Consider the following 20,092-nt stretch of genomic DNA (forward strand, 5'->3'; position numbering starts at 1 on the left):
AGCGTACGGCCCACAGAATGATGTCACGCTGAAAATGCCGGCCTTTGAATGGGTTCATGTGCAGCTCCATCAGCAAAAGGGGATGATAAGTTTATCACCACCGACTATTTGCAACAGTGCCCTATTTTTCGGGGATCTGATTGCCCTCTGGCAATATCATTCAGCACGCCATAGTCGGCATCATGGTCCATTCGCCAGAAAACCGAAGCACCGGCATCAGCCAGGCGTGGAGAAAACTGGTATCCCAGCAGCCAGAAAAGGCCAAAGACAAGTTCGCTGGCACCTGCTGTATCGGTCATAATTTCGGTTGGATTCAGCCCGGTCTCCTGTTCCAGAAGACCTTCCAGCACAAAGATAGAGTCCCTCAGCGTCCCCGGTATAACGATGCCATGAAAGCCGGAATACTGATCGGACACAAAGTTGTACCAGGTGATCCCTCTGTTATTACCAAAGTATTTGCGGTTCGGTCCGGCATTGATTGTTCTGACTGGCGTAACAAAGCGCATTCCATCTGCAGATGCCACTTCTCCTCCACCCCATATCTGTGCCAGTGGCAGCGTTGCCTGAAAATCAACCAGTCTGGCATTAGCGCTGGTGATAGTTTCAGCCCGCAGATAGTTCGCTTTTGTCCAGTTCAGCCGGTGTCGGGTCAGTGCAGGAACATTTGATCTGATCAGTGGTTCCAGACCGATATTGCAGGCTTCAGCCATCAGCACGGCGCTGATGCTGACGGGCAGATCATCAACTCTGGCACTGGCTTCACTAGCATGGAAAAACTCATCAGCAAATCCGGTATGGGCGTTAATTTCGAGCAGCAACTCCGTTAAATCCACCGGAGGGAGTAGATCACTGATCATTTTGCTCAGTCGTTTCAGACTGTCCGGCTCATCAAGACTGGCGAGGGGAGAAATTGTCAACCGGGGCTTCGGGCCAGAAACATCGAGTTCGACAGCCTCATTTTCGCAAAGACGTGCAGCAACCTGTCTGTAACGACTATCAAGCTGATGACCCAGAGATTTTATTGCTTCCTGCGGGTCTGTCGGGTGCCCCAAAGAACGATAAACCTTAATCCGGTTTGCCTGCCAGTCAGCACCCTGTAGTAATCTTGCACGAGGATCTCCCCACCGGTTACTGCCGGTAACGTAGACATCCCTCCGCCTCAGACTATCCTGCAGTTTACTGAGAAAGCAGAGCGTGTATCCCCTGCGGGTGATATGTTTTTCCTTGTTAATCACCAGCCGTTTCCATGACCGACTGATAATTTCCGTTGGTGCGTCGTCAAAAAACTGCCGCCGTGAGCTGAACTCCCGGCTGAGGTAGTCACAGGCATTCAGAGTGGTAACCCCGGCAGGTGCGGATGAAAATTTAACGGTATTCAGCAGATGGGGCAGGAAACGACGAACGCGCCCGTACTGCTCCACCATTTCTTCATGAAAATTATCGTCTGAGGGCCGGGCAATTTCACGGACAAGCGTGATGATTTCAGCCAGCTTTTGCCTTGGGATGTAGCTGAACACCTCAGCACGAATCGATTCGTCCGGTGTTTCTTCTTTCAGCAGGTACGAACATGCGCTGGCGAGCGCCAATGCAGATTTATCCAGATCCTTCAGCGAGCGGAGCCGTTTTTTCTGCCCAATCTTTCTGGCGTCACGGATGATAACGGCCAGCATGGCGTCCAGAACGTCCAATGCATCATCCAGCGCCAGCGTTTCCCATGCAAGGACAAAGGCAACCAGAACCGCCATCCTTTTCTGCGGTGACATCCTGGCAATATTGAACACCGAAGTCATACCAGCATAACGTGCGAGATTTTTCAGGCGCACAGCCGGGAGTGTACTCAGGTTTTCAGCATGCAGGCCAAAATCGTTCAGAGTTTTCCAGCGTTCAATTGCTTCATTAAACGCCGGACCACTGATGGTCACAGGGCCCTTTTTCAGTGATTCCAGTAAAGACAGGCGGCTGCAATCAGTTGGCCCCAGCAGCATCTCCAGCTGTGAACGCTGTTCGGCTGACGGTATCAGTGCCAGTTTGTTCCACAGGCGCAACGTCGCCTTTTCCCTTACCTCTGAAATCAACCGGGTCAGCGTAGTGGCTCCGGGGAGAATAATACGATGTTGCATAAGCCACCCTGTCGCCAGATCGAAAAGCAGGCCAGGACGTTCGTTGCTTATCCAGCTCCGGGTATATAAAAGACGGGTAAGGCGAAATGTCCAGGGCCAGGCAAATTCACGATACTGATAGTGCTGACGTATCAGCGCTGCATGCTCACGGCGGGTATTTTCCCTCTGACCGTATTCTGCAAGAACGGTGATATCACGAATCCCGAGCTGTCTGGCGGTAAAATGCCGGACGCCGGAAGGAATATGACCTGGGACCTACGTGCGCCCGCACCGACACCCTCACACCTTCGAGCTACTGTTGCCATTAAGGGGTCGTTTCGTGGTGCTGAATTTTGACGATCGGGGTACCGTCACCCATCGGGCGATATTGGGGGAAACCTGTACGGTGCTGGAGATGGCCGCAGGAACCTGGCATGCCGTGCTGTCGCTGGATACCGGTGGCATAATTTTTGAAGTAAAACACGGTGGCTATCAACCCGTGGCTGCCGATGACTATGCGCACTGGGCTCCAGCGGAAGGAGAACCAGGAACCACGGAGCTTATGGCCTGGTATGCGCAAGCGCAGGTGGGCGACAGCACTTTTGCCGTCTAAGGCGATAAACAAAAACGGAATGAGTTTCCCCATTCCGTTTCCGCTATTACAAACCGTCGGTGACGATTTTAGCCGCCGACGCTAATACATCGCGACGGCTTTCTGCCTTAGGTTGAGGCTGGGTGAAGTAAGTGACCAGAATCAGCGGCGCACGATCTTTTGGCCAGATCACCGCGATATCGTTGGTGGTGCCATAGCCACCGCTGCCGGTTTTATCCCCCACAACCCAGGAAGCAGGCAGTCCAGCCTGAATGCTCGCTGCACCGGTGGTATTGCCTTTCATCCATGTCACCAGCTGCGCCCGTTGGCTGTCGCCCAATGCTTTACCCAGCGTCAGATTCCGCAGAGTTTGCGCCATTGCCCGAGGTGAAGTGGTATCACGCGGATCGCCCGGAATGGCGGTGTTTAACGTCGGCTCGGTACGGTCGAGACGGAACGTTTCGTCTCCCAGCTGTCGGGCGAACGCGGTGACGCTAGCCGGGCCGCCAACGTGAGCAATCAGCTTATTCATCGCCACGTTATCGCTGTACTGTAGCGCGGCCGCGCTAAGCTCAGCCAGTGACATCGTCCCATTGACGTGCTTTTCCGCAATCGGATTATAGTTAACAAGGTCAGATTTTTTGATCTCAACTCGCTGATTTAACAGATTCGGTTCGCTTTCACTTTTCTTCAGCACCGCGGCCGCGGCCATCACTTTACTGGTGCTGCACATCGCAAAGCGCTCATCAGCACGATAAAGTATTTGCGAATTATCTGCTGTGTTAATCAATGCCACACCCAGTCTGCCTCCCGACTGCCGCTCTAATTCGGCAAGTTTTTGCTGTACGTCCGCCGTTTGCGCATACAGCGGCACACTTCCTAACAACAGCGTGACGGTTGCCGTCGCCATCAGCGTGAACTGGCGCAGTGATTTTTTAACCATGGGATTCCTTATTCTGGAAGATACGAAATAACAACAACATGAATAGTCCCTAAATTCCACGTGTGTTTTTTATTAGCTTCAAAAATCACTATTTCACGAAGAATTTAGACTGCTTCTCACACATTGTAACATTATTTACAACCACCTTTCAATCATTTTTGATAAATCATTGATTTCATCTTTGCTGCAATGATACTTAATAAACTCTGCAAGTTATCCACAGAGCAACACTCAATTTTATTGATGATATTCTTATTATACCAGACATTTTTCATACACTCCCTTGTACGGATAGTTTTCCGACAACTTCATGATTACATATCTTGCGGTTTTGATTATTTTTGCTGCAAGAAATACATACTTCAAACGAAAGGTCTTTATTTGCTGTCTGTATTCTGAAGAGTCCAAGGAATCAAACTTGAACAACAAAAATAGGTTATATGAAAGCATCATCATTTGAAACACGGCTTCATTCGCCCAAAATGACTTTAGCAAGAGATGACCCACCGCCATGTCGTATTTGGCTTCTTTGATATAGTTTTCAGCATTACCACGCTTTTCATAGTATATAACTACTTTTTCAGAAAGCAAGGTAGTATTTGTTACAAAGAAAAAGTAGTCGTATTCGGAACCTTCTAAAAGTGATAATTGTGCTCTTTCTTTTTCTGGTTTCAGTACGCGAGATACGACAAATCTTCTGTCTTTTTCCCATTTAACTAATTTTGTATACAGTTCTGTAGTTTCTCTACCTTCTTCTCCTTTAACGAATACAATTGATGAATTCGTTGCTTGTGAGGTGAGTGTAGAATAACTTTTGGCTTTAATTAAATATTTGCATCCAAGAGATTCTATCGTTTCGATAATTTTTTCATCAAAGTAGCCACTATCCATTCGAAATAAAATTTCTAAATCGTCTGATTTGATGTTAGCAACAATTTCTTTGATCATTTCCGCAGCACCGTTTGCAGTGTAAGTATTGCCACTTCTTACAAATCCGGTAACATATGCTTTTAATTCGTCGCAAAATGCAAATTGGATATTGTAGCATCGGTTTCCCAGTTTCTTAGGATTATATCCTTTTGACGCACCTTCTTGATGACCTTCTACGTTAATTACACTACTATCAATATCAATCGTAATGGATGTCAATTTACTTTTAGTGAGCAGTTTTTTAAAGACTTTAAAATTAATGTCTCTAAACATTTGGGTTGTCTTGAAGTTGAAGTTTCCTAGAAACCGTGACACTGTTTCAGGTTCTTTTACGGAAATATCAAACTCGTTGACGAGGGGATCATTTTGAAGTAGCTTTAGACGTTCTAACTTATCAATGCCAATGAAGTGACCGCAGAGCATGGTCTTTATATGATTCATCTTGATTTTATTTGTTGAGTCATTATCAAATACGAGGTCATTTTCAATAAAATCAAAAATCCCATTGCTTTTTGCATTCTCAAGGAGCAGAAAAAGACCTGCATTTGATGTTAGATTCTTAGCTTTGAAATCAATTTTATTAATCATAATTAGAACCCCTTTTTACTACTTTTCTTACTATTATTTTACCATATATCGAGTCATAAAAGCTGATAATTTAACATATTTTTGAGCACTTTTCTTTCACCCAATGGGTGAAAGCTGAATTTCGAAGGAATGCATATTTATCAAGGCTTTGATTATGCTTTTTGAAGTACTGACGTAGAATCTAGGGATAAAGAAGAGCTGGGCGAGCGTCTGGTGCAGGCGTGGCAGAAGAAATACGGCGCATAAGCATGAAAGAACAGTTCACAACCACGGTGAGAGTGAAGGGGAAGGGCGACGCCAAAGCGCGCGCCTTTGCCGACGCGCTCAACCACGTTCAGGCCGCGGTGATGAAAGCCTCACCGCATATCTTACTGCGTATTGAGCCACAGGATGTGCAGGTTGTTCAGGCGCAAGAAGCGGTGCGTAAAGAAGCGTTTCTGTTCTTCTTTTTGCGCCGGGAAAGACGCACCTACAGCGTGGAGCTGGATGTGACCGTCAACGTGACTGCCATCAATCTCGACCAGGTGGATTTCGTCACGCAACGCTGATTATTCATAAAAGGGCAGACTGATGTTCTTAATTATATTAATAAAATCGCTCATCATTGGCGGCCTGGTTGGCGTCGGTGTCGGAGCCGGGGCTGCACGCATGTTTCATGCGCCTACCACTCAGGGTATGGGCGCGTTTCGTACGTTGGGGGAACTGAACTCCTGTGAAGGGGATCCGGCGTCCCACTTCTCCTTTGGATTAGGTTTCTTCTTTAACGCCTGGGCCTCTTCCGTGGCTGCGGGTGCCTTCACACAGGACGTTGACCACCGCATCATCCCGAACTGGGGTGCTGCTGCACTGATGATCAAAAACCGTAACGTCGGCGAAACGCTGCACGATCCCCGCAAAATGGCGATTGCCTGCGGCGTGATTGGCATGCTCGTCGTCACCTTCCTGAACCTGACCGCCTCCTCCGTGCCGGCAGCGCTGCAGGTTACCGCCGTGAAGGTGCTGGTGCCTGCCGCAAACCTGCTGGTTAACACCGTGATGCCGGTGATCTTCTGGCTGGCGGCCATCGACGCGGGTAAAAAATCGGGCTTCTGGGCCACCATCTTCGGCGGCGCGGCGCAGCTGATCATGGGGAACGCCGTACCGGGTCTGGTTCTCGGCATCCTGATCGGTAAAGGCGTTGAGGAGAGCGGCTGGAACCACGTCACCAAAGTGATGATGGCGGCGATCGTGCTGCTGTTCGTGTTGAGCGGCTTCTTCCGCGGCTTCGACATGAAGATGATCGAATCCTTCCATCTGACCGTGCCGAACTGGCTCGACATGATCCACAACTCGCTCAGCGGTAAATAACAGGAGCCTCTAAATGGAACAGAATAAAGGTTTTTGGTATGCCGACTGGTCGTTCCCGATCTTCGTTGGCCTGCTCTCCTCCGGCGTCTTCGCCGGGACGCACATGTACTACCTCTACGGCATCGGCGCGTTTAACGAAGTGGCCTTCGTGGCGATGCTGAAAGCGGGCATCGATACCGGCGTCTACGGCGCGGTGGCGGCGTTCGGCGCGAGCTTCCTGTTCGCCCGCATCATTGAAGGGTCGCTGGTGGGTATTCTCGACATCGGTGGGGCGATCCAGACCGGCGTGGGCCTCGGCGTACCGGCGCTGCTGCTGGGCGCGGGGATCATGTTCCCGGTGACCAACTTCATTGCCTCGCTGATTACCGGCTTGGTGATTGGTCTGGCGATTGGCTACGTCATCATCCTGGCGCGTAAGTTCACCATCAACCAGAGCAACTCCACCTACGGCGCAGACGTGATGATGGGCGCGGGTAACGCCTCCGGCCGCTTCCTCGGGCCGCTGATTATCCTCAGCGCGATGACCGCCTCCATTCCAATCGGCGTCGGTTCGCTGGTAGGCGCGCTGCTGTTCTACATCTGGCAGAAGCCGATTACCGGTGGCGCCATCCTCGGCGCAATGATTTTGGGCTGGCTGTTCCCGGTCGCCCTTTAATACCCGCGGGCGCTCCGGCGCCCGCCCTATCAGGAGATCCTCATGTTTGATTTACTCCTGCGCCGTGCGCGCCTCGCCGACGATACCCTGACCGATATCGCCATTCAGGACGGGAAGATCGCCGCGACGGGCGAAATTGACGCTCCCGCCCGTAAAACGGTTGAGCTTAACGGTGACGTGTACGTTAGCGCGGGCTGGATTGACTCCCACGTTCACTGCTACCCGAACTCACCGATTTACCACGACGAGCCGGACAGCGTGGGTATTACCACCGGCGTCACTACCGTGGTGGACGCGGGCAGTACCGGGGCCGACGACGTGGACGATTTTTATGAAATCACCCGCAAAGCCTCCACCGACGTCTTTGCCCTGCTGAATATCTCCCGCGTGGGGCTGATTGCCCAGAACGAACTGGCCAACATGGCAAACATTGACGCCGATGCGGTGAAGCAGGCGGTGAAGCGCCACCCTGATTTTATTGTCGGCCTGAAGGCGCGCATGAGCAGCAGCGTGGTCGGTGAAAACGGCATCACGCCGCTGGAGCGCGCCAAAGCGATCCAGAAAGAGAACGGCGACCTGCCGCTGATGGTGCACATCGGCAATAACCCGCCGAACCTCGATGAAATCGCTGAACTCTTGAGTTCGGGCGACATCATTACCCACTGCTACAACGGCAAGCCAAACCGCATTCTGACGCCGTCCGGTGAGCTGCGCGCCTCCATCACCTCCGCCCTGAAGCGTGGCGTGCGTCTGGACGTCGGCCACGGTACGGCGAGCTTTAGCTTTGAGGTGGCGAAACGCGCCATCGCGATGGGCATTCTGCCGCACACCATCAGCTCGGATATCTACTGCCGCAACCGCATCAACGGTCCGGTGGGCTCGCTGGCAAGCGTGATGTCGAAGTTTCTCGCCATTGGCATGTCATTGCCGCAGGTGATTGACTGCGTGACCTCGAACGCCGCCGACGGCCTGCGCCTGACGCGCAAGGGCCGCATCCAGCCGGGTCTCGACGCCGACCTGACGCTGTTCACGATTAAACGCCAGCCAACGGTGCTGACGGACGCTGAAAACGACAGCCTGCAGGCTGAATATATTCTGGTGCCGCTTGCCGCGATCCGCGCGGGCAAGGGCTACATGACCGAACAAGGGAGCACGGAACATGCCTTCGATTTATGAGAAGTATAATTTAAAGCAGGTTATCAACACCTCTGGCCGCATGACGGCGCTGGGCGTCTCCACGCCGCGCCCGGAAGTAGTGCAGGCGGCGATGGACGGCATGAATCATTACTTCGAGATGAAGGATCTGGTCAATAAAACCGGGGAATACATCGCGAAGCTGCTGGATGTGGAAGGCGCGACGGTGGTCTCCTGCGCGTCGGCGGGCATCGCCCAGTCCGTGGCGGCGGTGCTGGTGAAAGACAGCGACTGGCTGCTGGAAAACCTGCACGTCACCCCAATCGAGAACAATGAAATCGTCCTGCCGAAAGGCCACAACGTTAACTTTGGCGCGCCGGTCGGCACCATGGTGGCTCTGGGCGGCGGCAAGCTGGTGGAAGCGGGTTACGCCAACGAATGTTCCGCCGACCAGCTGGCGGCGGCCATCACCCCGCGCACGGCGGCGATCCTCTACATCAAATCGCACCACTGCGTGCAGAAAAGCATGCTCAGCGTCGAGCAGGCGGCAGTCGTCGCACGTAAACACTCCCTGCCGCTGATCGTCGATGCCGCTGCGGAAGAAGATCTGCACGTGTACTACCGCTCCGGCGCGGATCTGGTGATTTACAGCGGCGCGAAGGCGATCGAGGGGCCAACCAGCGGCCTGGTGATCGGCAAAACCCAGTACGTCGAGTGGGTGAAGCGCCAGACGGCGGGCATTGGCCGCGCCATGAAGGTGGGTAAAGAGGGGATCCTCGGCCTGACCTGCGCCATTGAACACTACCTGACGGCCACCAAGGAAAGCGGTGCCGAGATGGTGGCGAAAATGACGCCGTTTATCGACGCGCTCAACACCCTGAACGGCGTCACCGCCCGCGTGGTCTGGGACAGCGCGGGTCGCGATATCGCCCGCACCGAAATTAAGTTCGACGAAGCTACCACAGGCGTCGGCACGGGTGATCTGGTGAACGCGCTCAAGCAGGGCGAGTACGCCATCTATTTCCGTGGCTACAAGGCCAACGAAGGGATTATCGAAGCGGACGTGCGCAGCGTAAGTGCTGACCAGCTGAACATCGTCTACCGCCGCATTAGCGAAGTATTAGGACAGGAGAAAAACGCATGAAACTGACCCCCAATTTTTACCGTGACCGCGTCTGCCTGAACGTGCTGGCTGGCTCAAAGGCCAACGCCAGCGCCATTTATGAGGCGGCGGAAGGTCACGTGCTGGTGGGCGTGCTCTCCAAAAATTACCCGGACGTGGCGAGCGCGGTCGCGGATATGCGTGAATACGCGGCGCTGATTGATAACGCGCTCTCAGTGGGGCTGGGCGCGGGCGATCCGAACCAGTCGGCGATGGTGAGCGAGATCTCCCGCCAGGTGCAGCCGCAGCACGTTAATCAGGTCTTCACCGGCGTGGCCGCGAGCCGCGCGCTGCTGGGGCAGAATGAATCGGTGGTCAATGGCCTGGTCTCTCCGACCGGTACCGTCGGCATGGTGAAAATCTCCACCGGCCCGCTGAGCAGTAAAGCGCCGGACGGCATCGTGCCGGTTGAAACGGCGATTGCCCTGCTGAAAGACTTCGGCGGCAGCTCGATCAAGTACTTCCCGATGGGCGGCCTCAAGTGCCGTGACGAATACCAGGCGGTGGCGGAAGCCTGCGCCCGTCACGACTTCTGGCTGGAGCCGACGGGGGGTATCGATCTGGAAAACTATGAGGCGATCCTGCAGATCGCCCTCGACGCGGGCGTGAGCAAAATCATCCCGCACATCTACAGCTCGATTATCGACAAAGCCAGCGGCGATACGCGTCCCGAAGATGTGCGTACGCTGCTGGCGATGACGAAGAAGCTGGTGAAGTAGAACTCACACATATAAAGGAGCCACCATGCACACCCGTAACCTGCTTGTCGCTTCACTCTCAATGCTCGCCACCGCCGCCATCGCCCAGACGCAATACGCCTGGGTGGGTACCTATAATCCGAACGGTGAAGGGCTGTACCGTTTTACCGTTGACCCGCAAACCGGCGCGCTGGACGATAAAACGCTGGTGAGCAAACTGCCGAACGCGGCGCAGTTGACCCTTTCGCAAGACGGTAAAACGCTGTATCTGGCAAGCGAAGTTGAGCAGGGCGTGGTGCAGGCGCTGCGCGTCGGCGATAACGGTGAGCTGAGCGAGCTGAATCAGGTGGCCTCCGGCGGCGCCGGGCCGGTGTATCTTTCGCTAACGCCAAACGGCAAGCATCTGCTGGTGGCGAACTACGTCAGTGGATCGATTGCCGTTTTGCCCGTCAACACGGACGGCAGCCTGGGTGACGCGACGGACAGACATCAGGACCAGGGCGAACCGGGCGTGGCGAAGCCGGAAGCGGCCGTTGAGGGCAGTTTCGCGATCAGCGATCATAACGGCCCGCATGCGCACATGATCGCCGCCGATCCGGGCGGGAAATACGTTTTTTCCACCGATCTTGGGCTGGATCGTATCTATCAGTACCGCTTTGACGATCGAACCGGAAAGCTCACGCCGAACGATCCGCCGTTTATCAGCGCCTCCTCAAAAGGCGCCGGCCCGCGTCATTTTGTTTTTACGCCGAAAGGCGATGCCCTGTGGCTGATTAACGAAGAGGCGTCGACGCTCACCCATTATGCGCTGGACAGCAGCGGCAGACTGAAAGAGGGTAAAACGGTCTCTGCCCTGCCGGACGGTTACAAAGGCACCAGTTTTGCTGCCGGGCTGGCGCTAAGCGCCGATGGTAAACAGCTGTATGTGGCGAACCGTTTGCATAACAGCATCGGGCACTTTACCGTAACAGCGGAGGGCACGCTGAAGCATCAGGAGGATGTTTGGACGCGCGGCGACTACCCGCGCACCCTGACGCTCGATAAGCAGGGGCGCTGGCTGTACGTCATGAACCAGCGCAGCGACAACATTACCCGTTTCCGCGTGGCGCCGGACGGCAAGCTGAGCGCCGAGCCAGACTATACCCCGGTCGGCAGCCCATCCCAGATGGTCATTTCACCCTGAGCAGTAAGAGGACAACGACGTGCGATTTCCGAACCAACGTTTAGCGCAACTTTTCGATCTGTTGCAAAACGAGACGCTGCCGCAGGACGAGCTGGCGCAGCGGCTGTCGGTCTCCACGCGAACCGTCCGCGCAGATATCACCGCCCTGAACGCGCTGCTGGCGAGCCACGGCGCGCAGTTTATTCTGAGCCGGGGTAACGGCTACCAGCTTAAAATTGACGATGCCGAGCGCTATCAGCAGCTGCAGGCATCGCACCCGCGCGCGCTGCGTATTCCCCGAACGGGACCGGAGCGCGTGCACTATCTGGTGGTGCGTTTCCTGACGTCGGCGTTTTCACTTAAGCTTGAAGATCTGGCCGACGAGTGGTTTGTCAGCCGCGCCACCTTGCAGAGCGACATGGTGGAAGTGCGCGAGTGGTTCCAGCGCTATAACCTGACGCTGGAAACCCGCCCGCGCCACGGCATGAAGCTGTTTGGCAGCGAGATGTCGGTCCGCGCCTGCCTGACCGATCTTCTGTGGGAGCTGGCGCAGCAGGACAGCCTTAACCCGCTGGTGACGGAGGTCGCGCTCAACGCCGGGGTACCGGAGCAGATGGTGGTCGTGCTTCACGACGCGCTCACCCGCCATCACATTCGTCTGACCGACGAAGGCGAACTGTTCCTGCGCCTGTACTGCGCGGTGTCGGTGCGGCGCATCAGCGAGGGGTATCCGCTGCCGGAATTCCACGCGGAAGACGTGGAAGAGAACGTGCGCGAGGCGGCGAAGGATATCGCGGTGGCCATTCAGGAGCTGGCGGGCAAGGCGCTTGCGCCATCGGAAGAGAGCTGGCTGTGCGTCCACATCGCGGCGCGGCAGATTCAGGAGATTGCCCCCAGCGCGATTAACGCCGACGACGACGAAGCGCTGGTCAACTATATCCTGCGCTACATCAACACCCACTATAACTACAACCTGCTCAGCGACGCGCAGCTGCACGCCGATCTGCTCACGCACATCAAAACCATGATCACCCGCGTGCGCTATCAAATCATGATCCCCAATCCGCTGCTGGACAACATCAAGCAGCACTATCCGATGGCGTGGGATATGACTCTCGCGGCGGTATCGAGCTGGGGGAAATACACCCCGTATGCGATCAGCGAAAACGAGATTGGTTTTCTGGTGCTGCACATCGGCGTGGGGCTGGAGCGCCACTACAACATCGGCTACCAGCGCCAGCCGCGCGTGCTGCTGGTGTGCGACGCCGGTAATGCGATGGTGCGCATGATCGAGGCGGTGCTCCAGCGCAAATACCCGCAGATCGAGGTGACGCGCACGCTCACTCTGCGCGAATACGAGCTGGCGGATGCCATCGGCGAAGACTTTGTCATCTCCACCGCCCGCGTGAGTGAAAAATCTAAACCGGTGGTGACGATCGCCCCGTTCCCGACCGATTATCAATTGGAGCAGATCGGCAAGCTGGTGCTGGTGGACCGCACCCGCCCGTGGATGCTGGAGAAATACTTCGACGCGGCCCATTTCCGCATTCTCGACAAGCCTGTTGACCAGCAAACGCTGTTCCGCGAGCTGTGTGACCAGCTTGAACGCGAAGGCTTTGTTGGCGCGGAGTTTCTGGATTCGGTCGTTGAGCGTGAAGCTATCGTCAGCACCATGCTCGGCGACGGCATAGCGCTGCCGCACTCGCTCGGCCTGCTGGCACAGAAAACGGTGGTCTATACGGTGCTGGCTCCGCAGGGTATTCCGTGGGGGGATGAAACGGCGCACGTCATCTTCCTGCTCGCCATCAGCAAAAGCGAGTACGAAGAGGCGATGGCGATTTACGACATCTTCGTCACTTTCCTGCGAGAACGCGCGATGACGCGCCTGTGCCAGTGCGAGGATTTTGCGGCGTTTAAGGCTGAGGCGATGGAGAGTTTGAGCCGGTTTTGAGAGGCGTTATCCAGAATTCGATGTAATGCGAATGTAATGCTAAACTGCATTACACATTCGATTTACTGGAGGCATAATGGCCACGCTTAACGTCCGTCTGGATGACAAACTCAAAAATGAGGCGTATGCCGTGCTGGAAAAACTCAATATTACCCCAACGGAAGCCGTGCGGTTACTGTTTCAGTACGTTGCGGAAACAGGGCGTATGCCGGTGAAAACTGTCACCATCAGTGACAGTGAAGATGAACTGATACAGACAGTCCGGGAGCGACTGGCGAATCCACAAAAGGGAATTAAGGTTAGTCTGGATGATTTATGAACTGGAGTTCGACCCGAGGGCTTTAAAGGAGTGGCATAAGCTGGGCGATACGGTGAAATGCCAGTTTAAAAAGAAACTTGCTGACGTCTTAGTGAACCCCAGAATTGAATCGGCCCGCCTGCACGGCCTGCCGGATTGCTACAAAATAAAACTCAGATCTCTTGGTTATCGTTTGGTTTATCAGGTTCAGGATAACGTAGTTACGGTATTTGTTATCGCTATCGGAAAGAGAGCGAAATCAGCCGTTTATCATGAAGCAAATAAACGGCTTTAGCGTTTAACGCAAATGATGCACAACCTGGTTGCTGCTGCCGCGCCAGATCAGGGCCGGGTCTTTTAAATCCTGCACGAACTTGCCGTCCACCAGCACGTTAATCAAATCCACGACTTCCCTCTGAGCAGCATTCAGCTCTTCCAGCTTATATCCCGTCCAGACCCAGATATCTTTTCCCGCGCACTCGCGGCGAATGCGTTTCACCAGCTTCAGGATCTCCGGCACGTTTTGCGGATGGAGCGGATCGCCGCCGGAGAGCGAAATCCCCTGGCGTTTGATGCGCGTGTCGTTCAGGTCGTCGATGATGCGGTCTTCCATTTCAGCGGTAAACGGCATACCGGAATTTACGCGCCAGGTGCTTTTGTTGTAGCAGCCGGGGCACTCGTGAACGCAACCTGAAACGAACAGGGTGCAGCGGGTGCCGGGGCCGTTGACAATATCGACGGGGTAGTACTGATGGTAGTTCATAGCGGTTAACCAAGCCGGGTACAGTGTGAGTGCGGATTGTAGGCCCGGTAAGCGTAGCGCCACCGGGCATAAATGTGGCAGTGGCTCAACCGAACTGCCCATTCCCCAGATGTTTCACCCGGCGCTTCACCTCTTCCTGCTTGCCGGCGTTAAACGGACGGGCATCCGGGCTGCCGAGATAGCCGCACACGCGACGGGTCACGGAGACGCGGGCTGCATCGTGGTTACCGCATTTCGGGCAGGTGAAGCCTTTGCTCGTACACTCGAACTCACCGGTAAAGCCACACTCGTAGCATTCGTCGATTGGCGTGTTGGTTCCGTAATACGGCACGTGCTGGTAGCTGTAATCCCACACGTCCTCCAGCGCCTTCAGGTTGTGCTGAATGTTCGGGTACTCGCCGTAGCAGATGAACCCGCCGCTGGCGATCGGCGGATACGCCGCTTCGAAGTCGATCTTGTCGTACGGGTTGACCTTCTTCTCGACGTCGAGGTGGAAGCTGTTGGTGTAGTACCCTTTGTCGGTCACACCTTCCACAATCCCGAACTCGGCGGTGTCCAGACGGCAGAAGCGATCGCACAGGTTCTCGCTCGGCGTACTGTAGAGGCTAAACCCGTAACCAGTTTCCTCTTTCCACTGGTCAACCGCGTCGCGCAGGCGCTGGACAATCGCGATGCCTTTTTCGCGCAGGGCCTCGCTATCGTACATATGCGCGTCGCCAGACAGAGCGTTGATGGTTTCGTGGATGCCGATATAGCCCAGCGAAATCGATGCGCGCCCGTTTTTGAAGATCTCGGACACGTCATCGTCCGCCTTCAGGCGCACGCCGCAGGCCCCTTCCATATAGAGGATGGGTGCCACGCGGGCTTTCACCCCTTCAAGGCGTGCGATACGGGTCATCAGCGCCTTACGCGCCAGCTGCAGGCGTTCATCCAGCAGTTTCCAGAATTCAGCTTCATTGCCTTTGGCCTCCAGCGCGATGCGCGGCAGGTTCAGGCTGATGACGCCCAGGTTGTTACGCCCGTCGTGGATCTGCTCGCCGTTTTCATCCTCGTACACCCCGAGGAAGCTGCGGCAGCCCATAGGCGTTTTAAACGAACCGGTGACTTTTACCACCTGGTCGTAGTTCAGAATGTCCGGGTACATGCGCTTGCTCGCGCACTCCAGCGCCAGCTGTTTGATGTCGTAGTTCGGATCGCCAAACTTGTGGTTCAGGCCGTCGCGGATGGCAAACACCAGTTTCGGGAACACCGCGGTTTTGCGGTTTTTACCGAGGCCGGAAATACGGTTGCGCAGAATGGACTGCTGGATCAGGCGTGATTCCCAGCTGGTACCCAGGCCAAAACCGAAGGTCACAAACGGCGTCTGTCCGTTGGCGGTGTGCAGCGTGTTCACTTCATATTCCAGCGACTGGAACGCGTCGTAGCACTCTTTTTCGGTACGGGAGCGCGCATAGCCGTCCGCGTCCGGGATCTGCCACTCTTCGGCAGTTTTCCGATGCTTGTTGAAGCTCGCCGTCACGAACGGGGCCAGCACTTCGTCAATGCGGTTAATGGTGGTCCCGCCATAAATGTGGCTCGCCACCTGAGCGATGATCTGTGCCGTTACCGCTGTCGCCGTGGAGATCGACTTAGGCGGTTCAATCTCGGCGTTACCCATTTTAAAGCCCTGGGTCAGCATGCCTTTCAGGTCGATCAGCATGCAGTTGAACATCGGGAAGAACGGCGAGTAATCGAGGTCGTGATAGTGGATCTCGCCGCGCTCGTGTGCCGAGACCACGTCGCGCGGCAGCAGATGCTGGCGGGCATAGTGTTTGGCGACGATACCGGCCAGCAGATCGCGCTGGGTCGGGATCACTTTGCTGTCTTTGTTGGCGTTTTCATTGAGCAGGGCAGAGTTGGTCTGCTCCACCAGGCCACGGATCTCCTGGTTCAGGCGACCGCGCTTCTCACGCTGCACGTCGCGATCGTGGCGATACTCAATGTAGGCGCGGGCTAACTGTTTGTAGGGGCCAGCCATCAGCTGGTTTTCAACCGCGGTCTGGATCTCGTTGATATCGACCTGGCTGCGTTCAGTCATCTGGCTGCTAACGACTTCTGCGACGGTGGCGCAGTAATCTGCGTCATCGACTCCCGCTGCTTTAGCTGCACGCAGAATGGCTTCCTGGATGCGCTCTGATTTAAACGGCACTTTACAGCCATCACGTTTCATCACATGCGGTGTCATGATCACTCCATTTTTAAAAACAGGTTATCCACAGAGGTGGAGAAGTATTCACCGGACGTATTCCCCGCCGGGCCAAAGACTTCCCCCGTTCCCAGCTCGTGTTATCCACAATTCCGGCCAGCGTCAGCGCCGTCTTGTTGTTGGAATAGTAGACGATTAATACAAGATGTTGGGTCGGCGTGCATTTTAAGTTCTACATATAGTGATTTGCATCAAACATGTTTGCGATTTATTTGATGCAGAACAAAGTAAAAAGACGAGAGTACAAACGGCGGGCGCTTCAGCCTTTGTAAAGACGCGAAGGAAAAATCTGATTAATTATTCAACAAAAACAAGCGCTCAGCACGATGTGTGCTGAGCGCTGTTCGCTTAACTCCCCCCGCAGGCCCAGCTCAATCCTGCCTGTAAAAAGGCTGCGGTAGCGATACTGCCCAGTATCACCGGAATGAGAAGGGAGCGGTCAGGGGCCGCATCCTGTTTTTGAGGTTCTTCATCACTCAGGGCGGACATCGCCTCTTCCCGGGTGCGCGCCGCCAGAAGCTGCTCACGCACTCGATCTTCCATCAATAAACGGGTCAGCGTCGTCAGCAGCTGCATGTGGGTACTGCCTGCTTCCGCGGGCGGAATGGCGAGCAGGAAAACCATTCTGACCTCTTCAACACCGTCCAGCCCCGGCCAGCGTATCGGGTCGTCAAAGAGTGCCAGACAAAACGCCGCCTGCTGCACCGCCTCGGTTTTACCGTGCGGAACGGCGAGCGCTTCACCCAGCGCGGTAGGGCCTTCGCTTTCGCGCTGTAACACGCTCTGGATGAATGTTTCTTCATCGCAGATGATTTTTCGCCTGGCGAGCGGTTCGGCGAGCCAGCGGATCAGCGCTTCAGGCGTACGGTGCGGCGGGTTGATAAAAACCAGATCGGGATGCGTCAATGCAAGCAAGTTCATATTAAGCCTCCATCAAAAAATCGCAGGTTGCGAAAGGGGGGATTGCCGTTACCGGCGGCACAGGCTCTTCCAGATAGTTGATCTGACGTAGCCCCGCGAGACTTTCCGGGACAGGAACCGGCTGCGTCCCGGCGTTAAACACCCGGACGACGGTGCCATTCGACCGTTGCGCATGGGGCAGGGCAGAAAGGACTAGCGGCTCCGGCAGGGTCAATAATGAGAATTGTGCCGGAAGCTGATGCTCGGGCAGACGCAACGCAAAGCGTTCAAGGCGGTGATCGAGCGTATGTAGCGATTGCCGCTGATAGGTGAAGGGCTGTCCCGCAGCCTGGTTTTCCAGCTGGCGAAGCGTGAGATGATCGGCGCTGTCGGCCAGCGCGACGGTAAATGAAAAGTGCAGCGGTTTCAGCAACTGCGCATCGGGGGTCTCAACCACCGTATTATTAATGCCGGACGCCCGGCCCGGTCGCCAGTCGAGATCGTTGCGCCCGAGCACGCCCGTCGCTTTAAATAACGTCAGGGCAATCGTCGCGGGTTCGCTGCCGATAATCTGAAATTCCTTCATACCGCGACTATTCACCACCAGCGCTTTGCCCGCTTCCGCGACAGCGATAATGCCTTCGGTGGTTTCGATATCCACGGGCATCTCGCGATAGCGCTCCTGCCAGTTTCCACTCTCACACCCCGTATCGCGCTGGATTATCGCGAAGGGCTGGGAGGCGATAGCGTGACGGGTGCGAATATCGCTGCCGATCAGTAAACGTAGCCGGTGATCGCAGTGGCTGTTTTCCAGCGAAGCCTCGACGTACAGGTTCGGATCGTCTTCGCGTAATGTACACTCCAGACGAATGGATAACGGCGTTCGGGCAGTATCCTGGCGTCCGGCGAGATCTGGCGGAAGAAACAGGGTGGCTTCAACGATCAGCTTTTCGACAAGCGGCGTTTTCAGGCAGTCGACGAGCGTGAAATGGTCGCATCGCGTCGGGGTATCGCCCGCAAGCGGTGAGAAATCGTAGCTGTCGCCCGCATCCGCACAGTCTTCAAGGGTAAAGAACGAGGGGATGCATCTGCCGCTGCGTTTGTCGTGCAGGGTTAGCGTTCCGTCGTCCAGCGTTAATCGATAATGTGCATTCTCTATCTCGCTGCCCGTTGTCTGTTGAGGCTGCCGGAAAGGCGCCGGGTCATCTTCAACGTTAACGCTGAGATAGCCGACCGGCGGCAGAACCGGTGTTTTCACAGCAACGTGCCAGCGGTAATAAGGGGGAAGGGGCGTTTCACACTCGCCTTCGGCGTTAAGGGAGATCGCCGTTCCGCCGGGCAACACGTCTCTTTTCAGGACGTCGAAGGGGATGGCCTGCCCCTGATACATCAGGGCGATATTTTCAGCGCGGCTATAGAGAGTGGTTTTCACCACGCGCTGCGTTTGCGTGGCCAGCGGGTTAAAAATCAGCAGATCGCCTTCCCGAGCGCAGGCGGCGGCCAGGGTTTTCACCACCAGATTCCACAGGCTGTGGCACAGCTGTTCGGTTTGCTCCAGTCGATGCAAAATATCGCGGTTGGTGGCATCGCTGTTACAGCCGCCGATGGAGTCATGGGCATGGCTTCGCAACAGCTTCTTCCAGAGCGTATCGACCACCGAGAGGTTGACCGGCAGACCCTGATGACGTGCCATGGCGATTGTCGGCTCCAGCTGCCGCAGGATGAACTGCTCAACTGCATCATTTTTCTTTTTAATGTCGTAGCGCACGGAGCCGATCGTTTTATGGATGCGGGTGTAGCGCGGCGATTTCAGCTCTCCTTCCCAGAATTCAAACTGTTCACGCTGCGCGCGCAGAATGTCGACGTAGCGCTCCAGCGAACTGATGACGTAATGGTCCTTATCCGGGGAGCGTGCGCTGGCGACCTGCAGGATTTTCGGCAGCGCCGGGTCGATGCTGACCTGATCGCCGCCGCAGGGTAGCAGCAGGTCATTTATTCCGGCCCGCGAGCGCAGAAGATTGACCATCGGGAAGATTTTTCCCTGCAAATGGCTCGCGTCTGAAGAGATGTTTTTAGCCGCGCCATAACCGAGCGCCATCGCGCAGGCGATAACGGTCGCCCCTGACGGCGCGCGCCAGAGGAACTGGCTGCTTTTCGCCTGTCTGTCGTGATCGATGCCGCGCCAGAAGACGATGTTGTCGATATTGCAGCCCTGTAAAATTGTGGGCATCTGCGCATTGTGGCCGAAGGTATCCGGAAGATACCCAACCTGCATGGCGTGCCCCAGCTTACGGGCAGAGAAGATGCCGTATTTGAGGTTGCGGATAATGGATTCGCCATGCACGTTGTAGGTATCCGTCTGGGTATACCACGGCCCCACAAAAATCCTTTTCGCTCTGACCAGCGTCTCCAGCCTGGTGCGATAATCGGGATTGATAGCGAGAAAGTCCTCTACCACCGCCATCTGTCCATCAAGGTGATAGCAGCTGTAAGCCGGGTCGTGCTCCAGCGTGTCGATGACGTCCGCAAAGTTATATGACGCCAGCACCATGCTGTCCTGACGGGTGAAATACCACTCTTGATCCCAGTGCGTATGGGCAATGACGTGGATCTGATTCATGACCT

At 55.3% G+C, this 20,092-nt stretch carries 16 protein-coding genes and 2 pseudogenes; 11 read left to right on the top strand and 7 right to left on the bottom strand.

The genetic code is table 11. The features are described 5' to 3' along the window. Positions 1-125: 125 nt before the first annotated feature. Positions 126-2,354 (bottom strand): annotated as a pseudogene (locus ACMWL8_RS23500) (Tn3-like element Tn3 family transposase); the annotation flags it as partial. 13 nt (positions 2,355-2,367) lie between these two features. On the opposite strand from ACMWL8_RS23500, the pseudogene ACMWL8_RS23505 reads away from it, so the two are divergent. Next, positions 2,368-2,712, top strand: a pseudogene (locus ACMWL8_RS23505) (WbuC family cupin fold metalloprotein); the annotation flags it as partial. Between the two features lie 46 nt (positions 2,713-2,758). Here ACMWL8_RS23505 and ACMWL8_RS23510 read toward each other — a convergent pair. Continuing rightward, entirely contained in the window at positions 2,759-3,634 is an 876-nt protein-coding gene (locus ACMWL8_RS23510; protein ID WP_000239590.1) for an extended-spectrum class A beta-lactamase CTX-M-15, read from the bottom strand. Between the two features lie 255 nt (positions 3,635-3,889). Continuing rightward, complete coding sequence (locus tag ACMWL8_RS23515; RefSeq protein WP_000608644.1) at positions 3,890-5,152, bottom strand: IS1380-like element ISEcp1 family transposase; 1,263 nt, start codon at positions 5,150-5,152, stop codon at positions 3,890-3,892. 248 nt (positions 5,153-5,400) lie between these two features. Between ACMWL8_RS23515 and ACMWL8_RS23520 the strand changes: the two genes are divergently transcribed. The 10 genes from ACMWL8_RS23520 to ACMWL8_RS23565 all read left to right on the top strand — a co-directional run bounded on the left by ACMWL8_RS23520 (position 5,401) and on the right by ACMWL8_RS23565 (position 13,854). Further along, the gene (locus ACMWL8_RS23520; protein WP_006810338.1) at positions 5,401-5,700 is read left to right on the top strand and encodes a DUF4312 family protein; all 300 of its coding nucleotides are present in this window, start codon (positions 5,401-5,403) and stop codon (positions 5,698-5,700) included. A 22-nt stretch (positions 5,701-5,722) separates the two neighbouring features. Then, complete coding sequence (locus ACMWL8_RS23525) at positions 5,723-6,499, top strand: DUF4311 domain-containing protein (RefSeq protein ID WP_023310182.1); 777 nt, start codon at positions 5,723-5,725, stop codon at positions 6,497-6,499. Positions 6,500-6,512: 13 nt separating this feature from the next. Beyond that, positions 6,513-7,154, top strand: a complete 642-nt coding sequence (locus ACMWL8_RS23530) for a DUF4310 family protein (RefSeq protein ID WP_003856081.1) — start codon at positions 6,513-6,515, stop codon at positions 7,152-7,154. A 42-nt stretch (positions 7,155-7,196) separates the two neighbouring features. After that, positions 7,197-8,330, top strand: a complete 1,134-nt coding sequence (locus ACMWL8_RS23535; protein ID WP_045259617.1) for an amidohydrolase/deacetylase family metallohydrolase — start codon at positions 7,197-7,199, stop codon at positions 8,328-8,330. After that, positions 8,314-9,432: a DgaE family pyridoxal phosphate-dependent ammonia lyase gene (locus tag ACMWL8_RS23540; protein WP_028015299.1), complete on the top strand. Its 1,119-nt coding sequence runs from the start codon at positions 8,314-8,316 to the stop codon at positions 9,430-9,432. Before ACMWL8_RS23535 ends, ACMWL8_RS23540 begins: the two co-directional genes overlap by 17 nt. Continuing rightward, complete coding sequence (gene dagF / locus ACMWL8_RS23545; protein WP_041911457.1) at positions 9,429-10,169, top strand: 2-dehydro-3-deoxy-phosphogluconate aldolase; 741 nt, start codon at positions 9,429-9,431, stop codon at positions 10,167-10,169. The genes ACMWL8_RS23540 and dagF overlap by 4 nt, the downstream gene beginning before the upstream one ends. 25 nt (positions 10,170-10,194) lie before the next feature. Beyond that, positions 10,195-11,331 carry a lactonase family protein gene (locus tag ACMWL8_RS23550; RefSeq protein ID WP_045259616.1) on the top strand — a complete coding sequence of 379 codons (1,137 nt, stop codon included), beginning with the start codon at positions 10,195-10,197 and terminating at the stop codon, positions 11,329-11,331. Between the two features lie 19 nt (positions 11,332-11,350). Further along, positions 11,351-13,261 carry a BglG family transcription antiterminator gene (locus ACMWL8_RS23555; protein ID WP_045259615.1) on the top strand — a complete coding sequence of 637 codons (1,911 nt, stop codon included), beginning with the start codon at positions 11,351-11,353 and terminating at the stop codon, positions 13,259-13,261. 76 nt (positions 13,262-13,337) lie between these two features. Beyond that, complete coding sequence (locus ACMWL8_RS23560) at positions 13,338-13,580, top strand: type II toxin-antitoxin system RelB/DinJ family antitoxin (RefSeq protein ID WP_023331889.1); 243 nt, start codon at positions 13,338-13,340, stop codon at positions 13,578-13,580. Continuing rightward, a complete protein-coding gene (locus ACMWL8_RS23565) occupies positions 13,570-13,854 on the top strand; it encodes a type II toxin-antitoxin system RelE family toxin (RefSeq protein ID WP_045259614.1) in 285 nt (94 codons plus the stop codon). The genes ACMWL8_RS23560 and ACMWL8_RS23565 overlap by 11 nt, the downstream gene beginning before the upstream one ends. Before the next feature lie 3 nt (positions 13,855-13,857). Here ACMWL8_RS23565 and nrdG read toward each other — a convergent pair whose 3' ends face one another. The 4 genes from nrdG to ACMWL8_RS23585 form a co-directional block, all read right to left on the bottom strand. After that, a complete protein-coding gene (gene nrdG, locus ACMWL8_RS23570) occupies positions 13,858-14,322 on the bottom strand; it encodes an anaerobic ribonucleoside-triphosphate reductase-activating protein (protein ID WP_045259613.1) in 465 nt (154 codons plus the stop codon). An 85-nt stretch (positions 14,323-14,407) separates the two neighbouring features. Next, a complete protein-coding gene (gene nrdD / locus ACMWL8_RS23575; RefSeq protein ID WP_045259612.1) occupies positions 14,408-16,546 on the bottom strand; it encodes an anaerobic ribonucleoside-triphosphate reductase in 2,139 nt (712 codons plus the stop codon). Between the two features lie 369 nt (positions 16,547-16,915). Continuing rightward, positions 16,916-17,488 (bottom strand): fructose PTS transporter subunit IIA, encoded by a 573-nt coding sequence (locus ACMWL8_RS23580; RefSeq protein WP_028015305.1) that lies wholly within the window; start codon positions 17,486-17,488, stop codon positions 16,916-16,918. Between the two features lies 1 nt (position 17,489). Then, a complete protein-coding gene (locus ACMWL8_RS23585) occupies positions 17,490-20,087 on the bottom strand; it encodes a glycoside hydrolase family 38 C-terminal domain-containing protein (RefSeq protein WP_045259611.1) in 2,598 nt (865 codons plus the stop codon). Positions 20,088-20,092: the final 5 nt, after the last annotated feature.

Source organism: Enterobacter sp. 04-C-12-SI-ECC, assembly GCF_047530715.1.
GTDB lineage: Bacteria > Pseudomonadota > Gammaproteobacteria > Enterobacterales > Enterobacteriaceae > Enterobacter > Enterobacter bugandensis.

What these genes read in the sequence shown, in the direction of transcription:
- ACMWL8_RS23510 (WP_000239590.1), bottom strand. Translation starts at nt 3,634, where the DNA reads ATGGTTAAAAAATCACTGCGCCAGTTCACGCTGATGGCGACGGCAACC.
- ACMWL8_RS23515 (WP_000608644.1), bottom strand. Translation starts at nt 5,152, where the DNA reads ATGATTAATAAAATTGATTTCAAAGCTAAGAATCTAACATCAAATGCA.
- ACMWL8_RS23520 (WP_006810338.1), top strand. Translation starts at nt 5,401, where the DNA reads ATGAAAGAACAGTTCACAACCACGGTGAGAGTGAAGGGGAAGGGCGAC.
- ACMWL8_RS23525 (WP_023310182.1), top strand. Translation starts at nt 5,723, where the DNA reads ATGTTCTTAATTATATTAATAAAATCGCTCATCATTGGCGGCCTGGTT.
- ACMWL8_RS23530 (WP_003856081.1), top strand. Translation starts at nt 6,513, where the DNA reads ATGGAACAGAATAAAGGTTTTTGGTATGCCGACTGGTCGTTCCCGATC.
- ACMWL8_RS23535 (WP_045259617.1), top strand. Translation starts at nt 7,197, where the DNA reads ATGTTTGATTTACTCCTGCGCCGTGCGCGCCTCGCCGACGATACCCTG.
- ACMWL8_RS23540 (WP_028015299.1), top strand. Translation starts at nt 8,314, where the DNA reads ATGCCTTCGATTTATGAGAAGTATAATTTAAAGCAGGTTATCAACACC.
- dagF (WP_041911457.1), top strand. Translation starts at nt 9,429, where the DNA reads ATGAAACTGACCCCCAATTTTTACCGTGACCGCGTCTGCCTGAACGTG.
- ACMWL8_RS23550 (WP_045259616.1), top strand. Translation starts at nt 10,195, where the DNA reads ATGCACACCCGTAACCTGCTTGTCGCTTCACTCTCAATGCTCGCCACC.
- ACMWL8_RS23560 (WP_023331889.1), top strand. Translation starts at nt 13,338, where the DNA reads ATGGCCACGCTTAACGTCCGTCTGGATGACAAACTCAAAAATGAGGCG.
- ACMWL8_RS23565 (WP_045259614.1), top strand. Translation starts at nt 13,570, where the DNA reads ATGATTTATGAACTGGAGTTCGACCCGAGGGCTTTAAAGGAGTGGCAT.
- nrdG (WP_045259613.1), bottom strand. Translation starts at nt 14,322, where the DNA reads ATGAACTACCATCAGTACTACCCCGTCGATATTGTCAACGGCCCCGGC.
- nrdD (WP_045259612.1), bottom strand. Translation starts at nt 16,546, where the DNA reads ATGACACCGCATGTGATGAAACGTGATGGCTGTAAAGTGCCGTTTAAA.
- ACMWL8_RS23580 (WP_028015305.1), bottom strand. Translation starts at nt 17,488, where the DNA reads ATGAACTTGCTTGCATTGACGCATCCCGATCTGGTTTTTATCAACCCG.
- ACMWL8_RS23585 (WP_045259611.1), bottom strand. Translation starts at nt 20,087, where the DNA reads ATGAATCAGATCCACGTCATTGCCCATACGCACTGGGATCAAGAGTGG.